The organism is Streptomyces sp. NPDC007856, from assembly GCF_042868225.1.
Taxonomy (GTDB): Bacteria; Actinomycetota; Actinomycetes; order Streptomycetales; family Streptomycetaceae; genus Streptomyces.
In genome coordinates, this window is sequence record NZ_JBIAEC010000009.1 from 149843 (window position 1) to 166047 (window position 16205).

Annotated in this window: 15 protein-coding genes; 1 reads left to right on the plus strand and 14 read right to left on the minus strand. The window is 70.9% G+C overall.

Annotated elements, in window-relative coordinates; all coding sequences use genetic code 11:
- Nucleotides 1–202: 202 nt before the first annotated feature.
- The 9 genes from lepB (ACFYOH_RS22295) to ACFYOH_RS22335 all read right to left on the minus strand — a co-directional run bounded on the left by lepB (ACFYOH_RS22295) (nt 203) and on the right by ACFYOH_RS22335 (nt 6469).
- Nucleotides 203–1213 carry a signal peptidase I gene (gene lepB, locus ACFYOH_RS22295; protein ID WP_388628030.1) on the minus strand — a complete coding sequence of 337 codons (1011 nt, stop codon included), beginning with the start codon at nt 1211–1213 and terminating at the stop codon, nt 203–205.
- Nucleotides 1101–2192 (minus strand): signal peptidase I, encoded by a 1092-nt coding sequence (gene lepB / locus ACFYOH_RS22300; protein WP_388628032.1) that lies wholly within the window; start codon nt 2190–2192, stop codon nt 1101–1103. The genes lepB (ACFYOH_RS22295) and lepB (ACFYOH_RS22300) overlap by 113 nt, the downstream gene beginning before the upstream one ends.
- Entirely contained in the window at nt 2185–2880 is a 696-nt protein-coding gene (gene lepB / locus ACFYOH_RS22305; protein WP_388628035.1) for a signal peptidase I, read from the minus strand. Before lepB (ACFYOH_RS22305) ends, lepB (ACFYOH_RS22300) begins: the two co-directional genes overlap by 8 nt.
- A gap of 45 nt (nt 2881–2925) precedes the next feature.
- Nucleotides 2926–3276 (minus strand): 50S ribosomal protein L19, encoded by a 351-nt coding sequence (gene rplS / locus ACFYOH_RS22310; RefSeq protein ID WP_055704359.1) that lies wholly within the window; start codon nt 3274–3276, stop codon nt 2926–2928.
- A 135-nt stretch (nt 3277–3411) separates the two neighbouring features.
- Nucleotides 3412–4245: a tRNA (guanosine(37)-N1)-methyltransferase TrmD gene (gene trmD, locus ACFYOH_RS22315; protein WP_388628038.1), complete on the minus strand. Its 834-nt coding sequence runs from the start codon at nt 4243–4245 to the stop codon at nt 3412–3414.
- On the minus strand, nt 4245–4796 hold the full coding sequence (rimM, locus tag ACFYOH_RS22320) for a ribosome maturation factor RimM (RefSeq protein WP_388628040.1): 552 nt from the start codon (nt 4794–4796) through the stop codon (nt 4245–4247). The genes trmD and rimM overlap by 1 nt, the downstream gene beginning before the upstream one ends.
- A 103-nt stretch (nt 4797–4899) precedes the next feature.
- A complete protein-coding gene (locus tag ACFYOH_RS22325) occupies nt 4900–5139 on the minus strand; it encodes an RNA-binding protein (protein ID WP_003973401.1) in 240 nt (79 codons plus the stop codon).
- A gap of 5 nt (nt 5140–5144) precedes the next feature.
- Complete coding sequence (gene rpsP / locus ACFYOH_RS22330; RefSeq protein ID WP_184970374.1) at nt 5145–5564, minus strand: 30S ribosomal protein S16; 420 nt, start codon at nt 5562–5564, stop codon at nt 5145–5147.
- A gap of 308 nt (nt 5565–5872) precedes the next feature.
- Entirely contained in the window at nt 5873–6469 is a 597-nt protein-coding gene (locus ACFYOH_RS22335; RefSeq protein ID WP_388628043.1) for a hypothetical protein, read from the minus strand.
- Nucleotides 6470–7146: 677 nt separating this feature from the next.
- Here ACFYOH_RS22335 and ACFYOH_RS22340 point away from each other — a divergent pair.
- Nucleotides 7147–8154 (plus strand): SAM-dependent methyltransferase, encoded by a 1008-nt coding sequence (locus ACFYOH_RS22340; RefSeq protein WP_388628446.1) that lies wholly within the window; start codon nt 7147–7149, stop codon nt 8152–8154.
- 8 nt (nt 8155–8162) lie between these two features.
- Here ACFYOH_RS22340 and ftsH read toward each other — a convergent pair whose 3' ends face one another.
- From ftsH to ACFYOH_RS22365, 5 genes are all read right to left on the minus strand, one after another.
- The gene (gene ftsH, locus ACFYOH_RS22345) at nt 8163–10103 is read right to left on the minus strand and encodes an ATP-dependent zinc metalloprotease FtsH (RefSeq protein WP_388628045.1); all 1941 of its coding nucleotides are present in this window, start codon (nt 10101–10103) and stop codon (nt 8163–8165) included.
- 126 nt (nt 10104–10229) lie between these two features.
- Entirely contained in the window at nt 10230–11777 is a 1548-nt protein-coding gene (gene ffh, locus ACFYOH_RS22350; RefSeq protein ID WP_388628047.1) for a signal recognition particle protein, read from the minus strand.
- Nucleotides 11778–11885: 108 nt separating this feature from the next.
- Nucleotides 11886–14327 (minus strand): [protein-PII] uridylyltransferase, encoded by a 2442-nt coding sequence (locus ACFYOH_RS22355; protein ID WP_388628049.1) that lies wholly within the window; start codon nt 14325–14327, stop codon nt 11886–11888.
- 29 nt (nt 14328–14356) lie between these two features.
- Nucleotides 14357–14695 carry a P-II family nitrogen regulator gene (locus ACFYOH_RS22360; RefSeq protein ID WP_030990174.1) on the minus strand — a complete coding sequence of 113 codons (339 nt, stop codon included), beginning with the start codon at nt 14693–14695 and terminating at the stop codon, nt 14357–14359.
- Nucleotides 14692–16035, minus strand: a complete 1344-nt coding sequence (locus ACFYOH_RS22365; protein WP_388628052.1) for an ammonium transporter — start codon at nt 16033–16035, stop codon at nt 14692–14694. The genes ACFYOH_RS22360 and ACFYOH_RS22365 overlap by 4 nt, the downstream gene beginning before the upstream one ends.
- Between the last annotated feature and the right edge of the window lie 170 nt (nt 16036–16205).

A 16205-nucleotide genomic window follows, 5' to 3' on the forward strand; every position in this document is an offset into this window, starting at 1 on the left:
CCGCACCCTACCCGGCAGTACCGGGCAGGGGCAGCCCCCGTTCCAGGACCGCCGCGGGACCGGCGGCAACGGCCCGGCAGGCGCCGGACTCACAGGTTCCGGATGCCTGGGGCAGATCGGCCCGTACGAAGGGCTCAGCGGCTCGGGAACGCCGCCGCTGCCGTCCTCGGTGTACACGAGCCGACCGCCGGGACCTCTGCGGTCACCTGCTGCCCGCGGCCGTCTTCTGCTCGGCCTTGGACTCCAGCCGGTCCGCGCGCCGGCGCCGCCACACCGCCAGCGGCAGCACCGCGGCGATGGCCACGCCCTGCGGGGCCACCGTCAGGGCCGCGGACGCCGAGGACTGGTCGCTGATGCCGGGCTGGTCGAAGGTGTCCGGGATCGGCAGGGTGCCCCAGTGGTTGATCGGCCAGGCCTTGACGATCGCGCGGCCCACGACGTCGCTGACCGGGACCATGCCGTGGTGCTTGTCGGACTGGTTGTAGCGAGAGTCGCGGGAGTTCTGGCGGTGGTCGCCCATCACCCAGATGTAGCCCTGAGGCACCGTCACCTTGAACTGGCCGCCCGTCTCGTCATCGGTGCACGGCGTGTTGCCGGGGTAGACGTACGGCTCGTTCAGCGCATGGCCGTTGACCAGCAGCGGGCCGGTGCCCTTGCACTGGATCGTGTCGCCGCCGACGCCGATCACCCGCTTGATGAGGTCCTTCTCGTTGGCGGACGGCATCAGGCCGATCCAGCTGAGGACCTGCTGCACGGCGTTCGGGCTCGCTGCCGGTTCGCCCGCCAGCCAGTCGTCCGGGTCGTGGAAGACCACGACCTCGCCGCGCTCGGGCTTGGAGCCGAACCACGGGGTGAGCTTGTCGACCAGGACGCGGTCGCCCACCTGGAGGGTGTCCTGCATCGAGGCTGACGGGATCGAGAAAGCCTGCACCAGGAACGTCTTGATCAACAGCGCCAGAACGAGCGCGATCACGACGAGGATCGGCAGCTCCTTCCAGAAGGAGCGGGGCTTCCTCGGCCGGTCCGCCGCCTCGCCCGCACCCGCGCCCTCGGCCCTCGGCCGCTGCTCGTCGTCCGGCGCGCTCTCGTCGCCCGCCGCGTCATTCCCGGAAGTCATGGCGCCGTTCGGCACGGGGGTGTTCGCTTCCACGGGGTGCCCGCGGTGCTCCTCGCCGTCGTGCCCCGACCGTGCGCCAACCGCCACATCCCCCACGCCAACTCCTTACTCTGTGCCGCCGCCTGCACCACATACGACGCAGGCCCACCACTCCCATAACGAGCGGGAGTTCCGCAGGGGTCGGGAGCTGGGTCGTTCCGTTCGGATTCTCGGAGGCAACCCTATGCGACAGCGGGGTACCGGCGGTCGCACCAGACGGGGAGTCGGCCACGCTTGCGAAGGTTTTAGGTTCCTGAAGGCGTGTCCAGTGGCCGATCGGCCAGCCGATGGCGACGGCCCGGCCGACGACGGATTTCTCGGACACCGTTCCGCCGTACGGGGTGTCCTGGTGGAAACGGGAGTCCGCGGAGTTGCCCCGGTGGTCGCCCATGACCCACAGCCGGCCCTTGGGGACGGTGATGTCGAAGGGCTGGGCGGACGGAGCGTCACCCGGATAGATGTAGTCCCCCTCGGTGAGCGGTACCCCGTTGACGGTGACCCGGCCCTGCTTGTCACAGCACTTGACGTGGTCGCCACCGACCCCGATGACCCGCTTGATCAGGTCCTTCTCGTTGTCGGAGGGCAGCAGCCCGATGAAGGTGAGGCCCTCCTTGAGTTGCTTGACGACGACCGGGTCGTGCTTCTTGGCCGTCTGCTCGTCGGCCAGCCAGCCGCCCGGGTCGTGGAAGACGACGACGTCCCCGCGCTGCGGCTTGGAGCCGAACCACGGGGTGAGCTTGTCGACCAGGACGCGGTCGCCGATCCGGATCGTCTGCTCCATCGAGCCGGACGGGATCACGAACGCCTGGACGAGGAAGGTCTTCAGCACGAGGGCTATGAGGACGGCGACACCGGCCAGGAGAGGGATCTCCCGAACGGCTGAACGCCGGCGCTTGCGTTTGACCTTGCGCTGGAGTTTCCGCCGCTCCGCGCGCGTGCGGCCGCCGCCGGGCGCGGAGGTGCGGCGCGATCCGGTGGGCAGCAGATTGTCGGCGGGGCTGCCGGGCACCCCGCGCGGTTTGCCGCGGTTACCCATGCGCGCCCTCCGGGCCGGGCACGCGCGCGTAGGCGGAGGGCCGCGTCAGGTGCTTCCTGTGGTCGTACGGCCACAGGATCCAGTCGGCGCGGCCGATGACGTCGCCGACCGGGATCATGCCGCCGCCGGGCGAGCCGAGATGGTCGCGGGAGTCGCTGGAGTCGCTGCGGTGGTCGCCGAGGACGAACAGACGGCCAACGGGAACGACGACGTCGAAGGGCACGCTGGAGGCGCTGTCCCCGGGATGGAGGAACGCCGACTCGTCGACGGCGCGGCCGTTCACCTCGATCCTCCCCTGCTTGTCACAGCAGGCCACATGGTCTCCCCCCACACCGACCACGCGCTTGATGTAGTCGGCGTCCCCGAAATATCCCGTACCGTCGAACACGATCACGTCGCCGCGCTGCGGCTGGGCACCGAAACGGTACGCCAACTTATTTACGAGAACGCGGTCCCCGATCCTCAAGCCCTGTTCCATGGATCCGCTCGGAATCTGGAACGGTTGCACCACGAAAGTGTTGAGCACGAGCAAAAACGCCAGGCAGAGGAAGAGCGTGAGGGTGATCCGGCCGCCCGGCAGCCAGTCGGCGATCCGCGCCACCAACGCGAAACGCGACCGTCCCTCCGGGCCCGGGGAATCCGGGTGGGAGGAGCGGTCGCGTTCCGTCGGCTGTGCTTCGGTGTCCATCGGGGCGAGATGCTATCCCGCCCGGCCATGGGCACCGGAGAGTGCTCAGCTCTCGCGCTTCTCCTTGATCTTCGCGGCCTTGCCGCGCAGGTCACGGAGGTAGTACAGCTTGGCGCGACGCACGTCACCGCGGGTGACGAGCTCGATCTTCTCGACGATCGGGGTGTGCACCGGGAAGGTGCGCTCGACGCCGACGGAGAACGAGACCTTGCGGACCGTGAAGGTCTCGCGGACACCGGAGCCCTGGCGACGGATCACAACGCCCTTGAACTGCTGCACACGGGAGCGGTTGCCCTCGATGACGCGGACGTGGACGTTGACGGTGTCACCCGGGCGGAAGGCGGGGATGTCGCTGCGCAGCGACGCGGCGTCGACGGAGTCGAGCAGGTGAGACATTTCGTCTGCTTTCTTCGCTGATGCCACAGGTCATCAACGGAAACTAGGAGTTTGCACGAAGCCGTGTGCGGGTCGGGGCGGGCGTCGTGTCCCCCTGTGGCAGAGGCGCACGCCGGACGGGCGCACAACAGCGGTCTATTCTTCCATGCCCTCGGCCCGCCGCCAAAATCGGCCGTACGGGTGGCCTTCCGGGTCCGGTTCCCAGCCCAGGATGGAGAGCATCTCGCGGTCCTTCTTGTCGAAGGCCTTGGGGTCACAGCGCTCGATCAGGTCGGGCCGGTTGGCGGTCGTACGCCTGAGGGCCTCGTCGCGGCGCCAACGGGCGATCTTCCCGTGGTGGCCGCTGAGCAGCACGTCCGGGATGTCCCGGCCGCGCCAGACGGGCGGCTTGGTGTAGACGGGACCTTCCAGGAGGCTCGCCATCGCGCCCGGCGCGAAGGAGTCGTCGCGGTGCGACTCGGCGTTGCCGAGGACGCCGGGCAGCAGCCGGGCGACGGCCTCCGTGATGACCAGGACGGCCGCCTCGCCGCCGGCCAGCACATAGTCGCCGATGGAGACCTCGTAGACGGGCACGCGCGTGGCGTACTCGTCCATGACGCGCCGGTCGATGCCCTCGTAGCGGGCCGGTGTGAAGATCAGCCAGGGGCGCTCGGAGAGCTCCACGGCCAGCTCCTGGGTGAAGGGGCGGCCGCTGGGGGTGGGGACGATCAGCGCGGGGGCCTGGGCGCCGGTCTCGTAGCCGTCGGCGAGGATCGTGTCCAGGGCGTCTCCCCAGGGCTCGGTCTTCATGACCATGCCGGGGCCGCCGCCGTAGGGCGTGTCGTCGACGGTGTTGTGGCGGTCGTACGTCCAGGCGCGCAGATCGTGGACCTGGACATCGAGCTGCCCACGCGCGCGTGCCTTGCCGACGAGGGAGACGTTCAGCGGGTCCAGGTACTCGGGGAAGATCGTGACGACGTCGAGGCGCATTACGACCCTTCCCCGGTGTCGCGGGGGGACGCGATCTCCGCGCGGTCGTCGATCAGACCGGGCGGCGGGGCGATGACCGCCTTCTGCTCCTCCAGGTCGATCTCGGTGACGATCTCCTCCACGAAGGGGATCATGACCTCGGTCCCGTCGGGGCGCTCGACGATGAACAGGTCCTGGGAGGGCAGGTGCGAGATCTCGGTGATCCGGCCGACCTCCGTCCCGTCCTCGGTGACCACGTCCAGGTCGATGAGCTGGTGGTCGTAGTACTCATCCTCGCCCTCGGGCAGCTCCTCCGGGTCGACCTCGGCGATCAGGAGGGTGTTGCGCAGGGCCTCGGCGGCGTTGCGGTCGGTGACGCCCTCGAAGCGCAGGAGGAGGCGGCCGCTGTGGACGCGCCCCGTCTCGATGGTCAGCGGTCCCGCGGAGGCGGGGTCCGTGGCGAGTACGGCGCCGGGCGCGAGCCTGAGTTCCGGCTCGTCGGTGCGTACCTCGACGGTGACCTCGCCCTTGATGCCATGGGCACGGCCGATCCGTGCGACTACCAGCTGCACGTGTCCAATTCTCCTGTCATCTCCTGCCGGCGTCCTGCTCATACGACTGCGGGCCGGGGACGGCCATTGGCCCTCCCCGGCCCGAGCCGGTTGCGATGAAGCGTCAGCGGACGTGGTCCACGTCGACGAGGTCGACGCGGACACCGCGACCGCCGATGGCGCCCACGACGGTGCGCAGGGCACGCGCGGTGCGGCCGTTGCGGCCGATCACCTTGCCGAGGTCGTCCGGGTGGACCCGGACCTCGAGCACGCGCCCGCGGCGCAGGTTGCGCGAGGCGACCTGCACATCGTCAGGGTTGTCGACGATGCCCTTCACGAGGTGCTCAAGCGCCTCTTCGAGCATGCTGCTCAGGCCTCGGTCGACTCGGACTCGGCGGCCGCCTCGTCCTTCTTCTCAGCCTTCTTCTTCTGGGTGATCGCCTCACCCTTGCCCTCGTCGTCACCGCCGAGAGCCTCGAACGACGGACGCGCGGCCTTCGGCTCGGCGACGAGCAGCGGCGCCGGGGCGGGCTCGCCCTTGAACTTCTGCCAGTCGCCGGTCTTCTTCAGGATGGCGAGCACGGGCTCGGTCGGCTGCGCGCCGACACCCAGCCAGTACGCCACGCGGTCGGCGTCCACCTCGATGACCGACGGGTTGTAGGTCGGGTGGTACTTGCCGATCTCCTCGATGGCCCGGCCGTCACGGCGGGTACGGGAGTCGGCGACGACGATGCGGTAGTGAGGCGAACGGATCTTGCCCAGACGCTTCAGCTTGATCTTGACTGCCACGGGAGTGGGTTCTCCTGGATTTGACGTGGTTGGGCACGGCGAGCTGCCGCGTGGGGTTGCGGTACCCGAGTGCCCGATGGACGCGTCAGCCGGAGGAGAGAGGGGTCCTGTGCGGCTGTCGAGTACAGCTAGCCATTGTGCCACACCCTGTGGGTCGCTCCCGGCCGAGGGTGGGTCGATGAGCTTCGGGCATGCCTGGCAGGCACCCGGCGTGGAGGTGAGGTCACGTCGGGTGCGCTGCCCGGTACCGCACGGTCGCCGTCCGCAGCCCGGCACCCACGAGATGCCGGTACTTCCGCGGCTCGCGATCATGCGGCTCCCGCGACCTCCGGGATTCTGAACGGCTTGCCGCAGCCGCCGCAGACGATGGGCGCCTGGGCCAGGACCGAGGGGACCACGCGGACGTTGCGACCGCAGTCGCAGACAGCCTTGACCCGGACACCGCCGCCGGAGGAGCCGTGCCGGGCGGCCGGGCCGCGGAAGCTGCGGGTGGTGTCCGAGGAGGTCGCCGCCGTGTGGGCCTTCAGGGCGCGCTGCAGCCGCTCCATGGTCGGGCGGTAGCGCCGCTTGGCCTCGGGGTTGAGCGTGACCAGCGAGAAACCGCTGCTCGGGTGCGGCTCCTCGGGGTGGTCGAGGCCCAGCTCCTCGGCGATCGCGAGGAAACGGCGGTTGTGGTAGCGGCCGGCGCGGGAGGTGTCGCGGATCCCACGGGCGGCGGCGATGCCGTGGACTGCCTCATGGAGCAGTCGCTCGAAGGAGAGCTCGTGTCCGCAGGCGGACGACGACTCTCCGATCAGGGATTCTGGCGCGGCAAGGTCCGGCAGCTCGGGGTGGTACCGCTGAATGTCGGCCCACGCCTGCGCCAGCTCTGCGGCGAGAACAGGGGGTGTCTGTGTCGTGCTCACGTAATGACAACGAGCGGGGGCTCGAATGTGTTCCTATTCCGGGGCATCCCAAATAATTTGCACGTACCCGTCAGTTGCCGCTGATGCGTCCGGACGAGGGCGGGTGCGCTGATCTGCGGAGAAGCCGCACAGCTCATACCAAGCTGGTGCGTAGTCCGCGCTACGCCCACCCGTCGCCCACCACCGCCCTCGAACGAGGCCCTGCGGGCCGCCCCCTGGCTTGGTGTCCAGACCCCGGCGCAGGGGTGGTCGGCTGTTGCGCAAGGGACGTTTCGGCCGCTCTCGTCGTGAAGTCTCACTCCGGTCAGCGTCAGCGACGCGCGTGACGTTACCGTCCGCCGTCCGACCCCCGGCACCGGCTCGTTCCCCCGGAGCGGACACCGTACGGCCATCCAGATTGCCGGGACGTGAAATCTCGCCACACCCGCGCCCGGAGCCCAAGCAGGGCCCCACGACCCCTGGACGGGGCAGCGAGCCGGGAGTTACCTGGCATACGTGGGAAGTGCGCGCGCACGGCACGGGGGCCACGCAACCGGGCACAGCGGTGAACTCTCGGCGGATTGGGGCGCTTACCTATGACACCTACGCTCGTGCGGCAGCACATGCCTCACGCGGATTCCGCACCCCGCGTGGACCTGTGCGCACGCGCGCGTGACTGGTCCGAGATCCAGGAGCGGATGCTGGTGCCGCTCTACGAAGCCGTCTACGAACGGCTCGAAGTGGGCCCCGCCACCCGGCTGCTGGGCCTGCGCTGCGGCGCCGGGCTCGCGCTGCTGCTGGCGGCCGGCAGAGGTGCCGGCGTCACCGGTGTCGACGCCGCCTCGCCCGAGCGGCTCGCCCTCGCCCGCGAACGCCTGCTGCCGGGCGCCTCGCGCGGCACCGACGGGAGCGCCTTCGGCCGGCCCGGGGAGCACGGCGGCAGTCGTGGCGGGCCGGGTTTCCCCGGCGGACCCGGTACGCCAGGGGGCAGCGGTGACGGCCCCGGTCGGGCCGGGACGCGGAACGGAGGCGGCGGTGAGCGCGGGGTCCCCGGTGCACACCGCGCCGGTGAGCCCGCCGAGTCCGGTGCACGCGGCGACGCCGGGCGCGCTCCGCACGGCGACGGCAGGGCGCGCGGCGCGAGCGGCGGCCCACGCGCGCGTGTCGTGCAGCTCGTCGCGGGTTCACCACGGGACGCGGCCGGGGCGGAGACCGCCGCCTACACCCTGGTGACCGTCTTCGAGCCGATCGGGTGTCTCGCGGGCGACTCCGAGGGGCTCGGTGAGCTGCTGGCGGAGGCGCTGCCGCTGGCGGCGCGCGGGGCCGCGGTGGTGCTGGCCGGCTGGGGTCCGCCGGAGCGCTGCGCCACCTCCTCGGTGCTGCGGGTGGCGACCAGACTGGCCGATCCGCTGCGCAGCGCGCGCAGCTGGCGGCCCGCCCTGCGCGACGACCTGGAGGAGGTCGCCCAGCGGGCGGGGCTGAAGCCGGACGGCTCGGGGCGGGTGGCCTGTCCGTTCGGGTACGCCGATGTCGACAGCGCCGTACGGGGGCTGCTGTCGACCGGTCTGTTCGACGCGGCGATCGCGGCGACGGACGCCAAGCAGGTCGACAAGGAGCTGACGGAGGCCCTGCACCCGTACCGGCGCCCGGACGGGACCGTGTGGATGCCGAACGTCTTCCGTTACCTCGTCGCGCGCGTGCCCTAGCGAGCCTTTCAGACCTCGCTGTCCTTGGTGAGGCGCGTGATCCCGGCGATCCGGTACGCGTCCGTCTCCTCCAGCGTCTCGTTCTCCAGCAGCGCCTGCGCGAGGGCGTCCAACTGGCCGCGGTGGTCGCGGAGTTTGCGGCACGCCTCCTCGTAGCACTCGTCCACGATCCGGCGCATCTCGGCGTCGATCACATCGAGGGTCTGCGGGGCGGCGGAGAGGCCGTAGGCCTGCTGGGCATCGCTCGGGAGGGCGGACAGGCGGCCCACCCGCTCACTCATGCCCCAGCGGGCCACCATCCCGCGCGCGATGTTGGTGACCTGTTCGAGGTCGTTCTCCGCACCCGTGGTGACCACTCCGTAGACGACCTCCTCGGCCGCCATCCCGCCCAGGGCGCCGATGATGCGACCGCGCAGGTACTCCTCCGAGTGGGCGTACCGCTCCACCTCGGGCGTGGACATGGTCACGCCGAGAGCCCGGCCGCGCGGCACGATGGTGATCTTGCGGACCGGGTCGGCGCCGGGCTGCAGCATGCCCAGGAGGGCGTGGCCGCTCTCGTGGTAGGCGGTACGCCGGCGGTCCTCCTCGGGCATCACGAGGGTGCGCTCGGCCCCCAGCTGGACCTTCTCCAGCGCCTCGGACATGTCCGAGGCGGTCACCTGCTCCTGCTTGCGCTTCACCGCGAGCAGCGCGGCCTCGTTGGCGAGATTCGCCAGATCCGCGCCCGTCATGCCCGGGGTGACACGGGCCAGCTGGGTCAGGTCGACGTCGGGCGCGAGCGGGATGTCCCGGGTGTGGATGCGCAGGATCGACTCGCGCCCGGCCCGGTCCGGCGGGGCCACGTTGACCACCCGGTCGAAGCGGCCGGGACGGGTCAGGGCCGGGTCCAGGATGTCCGCGCGGTTGGTCGCGGCGACGACGATCACGCCCTCCGCACCCGAGAAGCCGTCCATCTCCGTCAGGATCTGGTTCAGCGTCTGCTCGCGCTCGTCGTGCCCGCTCATGGAAGCTCCGCCGGCGCGCGCCCGGCCGATGGTGTCGATCTCGTCGATGAAGATGATCGACGGCGCCACCTTCCGGGCCTCGGCGAAGAGTTCGCGGACGCGGGACGCGCCGACGCCGACGATCATCTCGATGAACTCGGACGCCGAGGCGGAGAAGAAGGGCACGCCGGCCTCGCCCGCGACCGCGCGTGCGAGCAGGGTCTTGCCGGTGCCGGGCGGGCCTGCGAGCAGCACACCGCGGGGCAGCTTCGCGCCCATCCGGCGGTAGACGTCGGGGTGCTCCAGGAAGTCGACGACGTCGTCCAGTTCGCCCTTGACCTCGTCGATGCCGGCCACGTCCGCGAAGGTCGTGCGCTCGGTGCCCGGCCGCAGCCCGACCGGTTTGGGCGGCGCCCGGCGGCCGAAGAGGCCGCCCATGCCGGGCAGGGCCCCGCCGAGCCGCCGCGCGAAGAAGATCCACACCACGACCAGGACCGCGATCGGGATCAGGGACATCAGCACGTTGGCCAGGAGGCTGCGCTCCTGCACGACCGGCCGCGCGGTCACCGTCACCCCGTGGCTGGTCAGGTTCTGCCAGAGCCTGTCGTTCGCGAAGGCCGGGCGCTGTGTCTTGAACCTGGTGTACTTCCCGCCGCCCTCGGGGTTGGCCTGCGCGGTCCTGAGCTGGCCCTGGATCGCGTCGCCCTTGGAGTAGATCTTCGCGACGTTGCCGGCGCCGACCTGCCGGCTGAACTCGGTGTACGAGATGGTCGGCTGGTTGCCCTGGCCGAGATAGTTCAGTCCGACATAGGCCAGCAGGAAGACGATCACCGCGGTGACGAGCAGCCCCCACCACTTTCCGCCGCGGATCCGTCCGCCGCCGGGCCGCCGAGGCGATTCGTCGGGGGTGCCCTCGGTGCGCCACGGTTGATCAGGAGTCTTGCGTGGTGGCGCCGCATCGCTCATATCTGGACGTTAAGGCATACGGCGGACCTCGGCACGCGCTGAGGGCGCCCCTCGGCGGGAGGGCGCCCTCAAGGACGTACGAACCTGCGCTCAGCCGATGAACGCGATGACCGTGTGGCTCGGGACTCAGCCCATGAACTTCTTGAACTCGTCCGGCAGCTCGAAGTCCTGACCGCCCTGCTGCGGCAGCCCGAAGGCGCCGCCCTGTGCGGCGGCCTCGCGGCGCTGAGCCTCCTCCAGCTCCTGCTGCTTGCGCTTCATCGGGTTGCCGGAGCGCTGCTTGCCCTTGGCCTTCTTCTGCTGCTTCTTCTGCCGGCCGGGACCGCCGCCCATGCCCGGGATCCCCGGCATGCCCGGCATGCCGCCGCCCTGGGCCATGCGGGACATCATCTTGCGGGCCTCGAAGAACCGCTCGACCAGGTTCTTCACCGCGCCGACCTCGACACCCGAACCCTTGGCGATACGGGCGCGGCGGGAGCCGTTGATGATCGTCGGGTCCTGGCGCTCGCCCGGGGTCATCGACTTGATGATCGCGGCGGTGCGGTCGACGTCCCGCTCGTCGATGTTCTGGATCTGGTCCTTGATCTGGCCCATGCCCGGGAGCATGCCGAGCAGCTTGGAGATGGAGCCCATCTTCCGGACCTGCTCCATCTGGGCCAGGAAGTCGTCCAGGGTGAAGTCCTGGCCCTTCTTGGACGCCAGCTTCGAGGCCATCTTGGCGGCCTCTTCCTGGCTGAAGGTCTTCTCCGCCTGCTCGATCAGGGTGAGCAGGTCACCCAGGTCGAGGATGCGGGAGGCCATCCGGTCCGGGTGGAAGGCGTCGAAGTCGTCGAGCTTCTCGCCGTTCGACGCGAACATGATCGGCTTGCCGGTGATCTGCCGGATCGACAGGGCGGCACCACCGCGGGCGTCACCGTCGAGCTTGGAGAGCACCACGCCGTCGAAGCCGACGCCGTCGCGGAAGGCCTCGGCGGTGTTGACGGCGTCCTGACCGATCATCGCGTCGACGACGAACAGGATCTCGTCCGGGGAGACGGCGTCGCGGATGTCCGCGGCCTGCTGCATCATCTCGGCGTCGATGCCCAGGCGGCCGGCGGTGTCCACGATCACGATGTCGTGGACCTTGGACTTCGCGAAGTCGATGGAGTCCTTGGCGACCTTGACCGGGTCACCGATGCCGTTGCCCGGCTCCGGCGCGTAGACGGCGACGCCGGCGCGCTCGGCGACGACGCTCAGCTGGTTGACGGCGTTCGGGCGCTGGAGGTCGGCGGCGACCAGCAGCGGCGAGTGGCCCTGCTCCTTGAGCCACTTGGCGAGCTTGCCCGCGAGGGTGGTCTTACCGGCACCCTGCAGACCCGCCAGCATGATCACGGTGGGCGGCTGCTTGGCGAAGCGCAGCCGCCGGGTCTCGCCGCCGAGGATGGTGACGAGTTCGTCGTTGACGATCTTCAGAACCTGCTGGGCCGGGTTCAGCGCCCTGGAGACCTCGGCGCCGAGCGCCCGCTCCTTGACGTTCTTGATGAAGGTCCGGACGACCGGGAGGGCGACGTCCGCTTCGAGGAGCGCGATACGGATCTCGCGCGCCGTGGCGTCGATGTCCGCCTCGCTGAGGCGCCCCTTGCCGCGGAGATTCTTGAAAGTCGCGCTGAGGCGGTCGGAGAGGGTATCGAACACGGTGGCGTCGGTCCTCGAGGTCGGAGTCAGTTCGGGCTGCCCTCCAGGGTATCCGGCCCCGCAAGCAAATCGTCCCCGCCTGCTCTGTTCGCGACCGGGGACACACGGTCACGCCCGCAGCGTCTCCTCCAGGACCCGTGCCAGCGACCCGGCGTCCGCTCCCGGCAGCGGCTCGCCCGCGCCGGTCGTGACGTAGAAGGCGTCCACCGCGTTGGAACCCAGCGTCGACACATGCATGCTCCGCACCCGCACCCCCGCCTTCTCCAGGGCCATCCCGATCCGGTACAGCAGGCCCGGGGCGTCCTGGGCACGGACCTCGATCACCGTGGCGTGGTGGGAGGCCGCCGGAGCGACGGTCACCCTCGGCGGCGGGGCCACCCAGCCGCGGCGCCTCGGATAGGCCGCGTCCCGTTCGGCGAGCCGGCCGGCGATGTCCAGGGTCGCATCCAGGGCGCGGACGAGGTCGGCGCGCAGCCGGGTGGCCTGCGGCAGGGAGCCGTACTCGGCGGCGACCCGCCAGTTGAGCAGCAGCACCGAGCCGTCGTCGACGTCGTCGGGCAGGCGCAGGGCGCGCAGCTCGGCCGTGCGGACGGTGAGCCGGTGCACGGCGAGGACACCGGCGACGGCGGGCAGGACGGCGGGCTGGTCGGGTACGGCGATGACCAGCTCGACGCCGAGGGGTTCCTGGGCGGACTCCTCCTCGGTGACCGGTTCCCGCTGGGCGCGCAGTGCGAGCACCGGACCGCCCGTGCGGTACGCCTCGATCGCCAGCCGTTCGTGCTCGGCCGTGGGCGCGGCGGGCTCCGGCTCGTCGGGGGCGTCGCCGGCGAGCACCGCGGAGACCCGCCGGACCAGGTCGGCGACGAGCGAGCCGCGCCAGGAGGACCAGGCCGCGGGGCCGGTGGCGAGGGCGTCGGCCTCGGTCAGGGCGTGCAGCAGCTCCAGGGTGCTCTGGGTGCCGACCGCCTCGGCGACCGAGCGGACGGTGGCCGGGTCGTCCAGGTCGCGGCGGGTGGCCGTCTCGATCAGCAGCAGGTGATGGCGGACCAGGGCGGACAGCACGCCCACGTCCGCGCGGTCGAAGCCGATCCGGGCCGCCACGTCCTTGGCGATGATCTCGCCGGCCACCGAGTGGTCGCCGGGCCAGCCCTTGCCGATGTCGTGCAGCAGTGCGGCGACCAGGAGGAGGTCCGGGCGGCTGACCCGACGGGTCAGTTCGGAGGCGCGCACGGCCGTCTCGATCAGGTGCCGATCGACCGTCCACATATGGACGGCGTTGCGCTGCGGGCGGCAGCGGACCCGTTCCCAGTCCGGCAGCAGGCGGCTGATCAGGCCCTCCGCCTCCAGTGCCTCCCAGACGTCGACCGTCGGCCGGCCGGAGCCGAGCAGCGTCACCAGCTGCTCACGGGCCTCGGCGGGCCAGGGCGTGGGCAGGGGGCGCGCGGTGGCGGCCATGCGCCGTACAGCGTGCAGGGAGAGCGGGAGGCCGGCCTGCGCGGCGGCGGCCGCAGCGCGCAGGGGGAGCACGGGGTCGCGTTCGGGGCGTGCGGCGCGGGCGAGCACCACCTCGCCGTCCTGCTCCACCACGCCCTCGGCGAGCGGGGAGCGCTCGGCGACGGGCTTTCCCCCGCCCAGCATGGCGCGCAGGCGGGGACGGACGGCGCGCGAGCGCAGCACGCGCCCCACCTCGCGCCAGGTGACGTCGCTGGCGTACGAGATGACCCGCGCCGCCTCGTAGACCTGCCGCAGCAGGGTGTCCGCGTCCAGCAGGCCCAGCTCGGCCGCGACCTGGTCCTGCTCCTGGAGCGCGAGCCGGTCGGTGGCCCGGCCGGTGGCCAGGTGCAGCGCGTCCCGTACGTCGAGCAGCCGCCGGCGGGCGTCCGCGAGGCCCTCGCGCGGGGCGTCGGCGAGCCAGGAGGCGGCTACGGCGCGCAGGGCGGTGGCGTCCCGCAGGCCGCCGCGGGCCTCCTTGAGGTCGGGTTCCAGCAGGTACTGCAGCTCGCCCTGGCGCTCGGCGCGCTCGGCGCAGAGTTCCTGGAGTTCGGGGAGGCGTTTGGGGGCCTGGTTGCGCCAGTCGGCGAGGACGGCCGTACGCAGGCCGGCGGTGAGGCCCAGGTCGCCGGCCAGGTGGCGGGCGTCCAGGAGGCCGAGTTGGACTTTCAAATCCTCCCCGGCGGTCCTGCGGGCCTCCGCCGGGGTGCGCACGGAGTGGTCGAGGGCGAGGCCCAGGTCCCAGATCGGATACCACAGGCGGTCGGCCAGCGCGGCGACCGCCTTGGGGTCACTGCCGTCGTGCAGCAGGAGCAGGTCGAGGTCGCTGCGCGGGGAGAGCTCGCCGCGGCCGTAGCCGCCGACGGCGACCAGACAGGCGCCCGGGAATCCCTCGGCGGCCGCCTTGAACAGCCCGGCGAGCCAGTCGTCGGTCAGTTCCGCGAGGGCGGCACGGCGCGGCGGCCCGGACCGCGCCCCCTCGGTGAGGAGGCGCAGCCGGGCCGCCGCGTAGCCGCTGGGTCCCGAGTCCTCTGCCATCCGCTCGTCCGTTCCCGTCACCCAGCGACTCCCGTTCTCGAAAGTTGAGGTCAGAGCGCGTCCGGACCGCGCTCGCCGGTGCGGACCCGTACGGCCGTCTCGACCGGCAGGGACCAGACCTTGCCGTCACCGATCTTGCCGGTGCGGGCCGCCTTGACGATGACCTCGATCAGCTGCTCGGCGTCGTCGTCCTCGGCCAGGACCTCTATGCGGATCTTCGGGACCAGGTCGACGGTGTACTCGGCACCGCGGTAGACCTCGGTGTGGCCCCGCTGACGACCGTAACCGCTGGCCTCGGTGACCGTCAGGCCGTGCACGCCGAAGGCCTGCAGGGCCTCCTTGATCTCATCCAGCCGGTGGGGCTTGACGACGGCGGTGATGAGCTTCATGCGTCCACCTTCTTGGTCTGCGTGGCGGCCAGGGCCGGGGCGTGGGCGACGGAGCCGATGACACCGCCGCCGGCGCCGCTGAAGTCGTAGGCGGTCTCGGCGTGCTCGGCCTGGTCGATGCCCGAGATCTCCTCGTCCTCGGTGACCCGCATGCCGATCGTCTTGTCGAGCAGGAAGGCGAGGACCGCGGAGACGATCAGCGAGTACGCGAGGACCGCGCCGACACCGGCGCACTGCTTCCACAGCTGGGTGAAGGAGTGGTCGCCGTAGAAGACACCGGTCGCGGTGGACTGGCCCTTGCCGGTGGCGAAGAAGCCGATCAGCAGGGAGCCGATGATGCCGCCGACCATGTGGACGCCGACGACGTCGAGGGAGTCGTCGTAGCCGAACCTGAACTTCAGGCCCACGGCCGCGGCGCAGGCGACACCGGCGATGGCGCCGACGGCGATCGCGCCGAGCGGGGAGACCGCGCCGCCGGACGGGGTGATCGCGACCAGGCCGGCGACCGCGCCGGAGGCGGCACCCAGCGTGGTGAACGCGCCGTGCCGGATCTTCTCGTAGGCGAGCCAGGCCAGCATGGCGGCGGCGGTGGCGACCTGCGTGTTGACGAACATCAGCGCGCCGACGCCGTCGTCGTTGCCGAGCCAGGAGCCCGCGTTGAAGCCGAACCAGCCGAACCACAGGAGCCCGGCACCGAGCATGACCAGCGGGAGGCTGTGCGGGCGCATCGGGTCCTTCTTGAAGCCGACGCGCTTGCCGATGACGAGGATGACACCGAGCGCCGCCGCACCCGCGTTGATGTGGACCGCCGTACCACCCGCGAAGTCGATCACGCCGAGCTTGTAGGCCCAGCCGTCGGCGCCCCAGACCCAGTGGGCGACCGGAACGTAGACGAGCGTGAGCCACAGGGCGATGAAGAGCGACCAGGCCGAGAACTTGACGCGGTCCGCGAGGGCGCCGCTTATCAGGGCCGGGGTGATGATCGCGAACATCATCTGGAAGACCATGAACACGAAGATCGGGATGGTGTAGCCGGGCCAGAGTTCCGTCAGACCGATCTTGCGCAGGCCGAACCAGTCGGAGTCCCAGCCGATGAGGCCGTTGTTCGTGCCGAAGGCGAGGGAGAAGCCGTAGAGCACCCACAGAATGGTGACGATGCCCATGCTGATGAAGCTCATCATCAGCATGTTCAGGGTGCTCTTGACGCGGACCATGCCCCCGTAGAAGAAGGCAAGACCCGGCGTCATGATCAGCACCAGGGCGGAAGCGATCAGCATGAAGCCTGTGTTGGCGGACGACAGCTTGGGTGCGTCCGCCGCAAGCATGATGGCTGGAGCCATCGGCGTCTCCTCGTCGGTTGGTACGGCCCCGTGCGGGCGGTGCCTGAGCGGTCCGGCGGGTCGTGGGGTGTGGGCCGGTTATGCGCCATGAGATTGGCGCAGCGCGGTTTCGGTGGAAGCCCCTCGTTGTTTCGCCGGGGTGACGAAGGCGCCCTGCTTGTTACGCCTGG

Coding starts and splice junctions, on each gene's coding strand:
- lepB (WP_388628032.1), bottom strand. CDS start 2,192: ATGGGTAACCGCGGCAAACCGCGCGGGGTGCCCGGCAGCCCCGCCGAC.
- lepB (WP_388628035.1), bottom strand. CDS start 2,880: ATGGACACCGAAGCACAGCCGACGGAACGCGACCGCTCCTCCCACCCG.
- rplS (WP_055704359.1), bottom strand. CDS start 3,276: ATGTCTCACCTGCTCGACTCCGTCGACGCCGCGTCGCTGCGCAGCGAC.
- trmD (WP_388628038.1), bottom strand. CDS start 4,245: ATGCGCCTCGACGTCGTCACGATCTTCCCCGAGTACCTGGACCCGCTG.
- ACFYOH_RS22325 (WP_003973401.1), bottom strand. CDS start 5,139: ATGCTCGAAGAGGCGCTTGAGCACCTCGTGAAGGGCATCGTCGACAAC.
- ACFYOH_RS22340 (WP_388628446.1), top strand. CDS start 7,147: ATGCTGGTGCCGCTCTACGAAGCCGTCTACGAACGGCTCGAAGTGGGC.
- ftsH (WP_388628045.1), bottom strand. CDS start 10,103: ATGAGCGATGCGGCGCCACCACGCAAGACTCCTGATCAACCGTGGCGC.
- ACFYOH_RS22360 (WP_030990174.1), bottom strand. CDS start 14,695: ATGAAGCTCATCACCGCCGTCGTCAAGCCCCACCGGCTGGATGAGATC.
- ACFYOH_RS22365 (WP_388628052.1), bottom strand. CDS start 16,035: ATGGCTCCAGCCATCATGCTTGCGGCGGACGCACCCAAGCTGTCGTCC.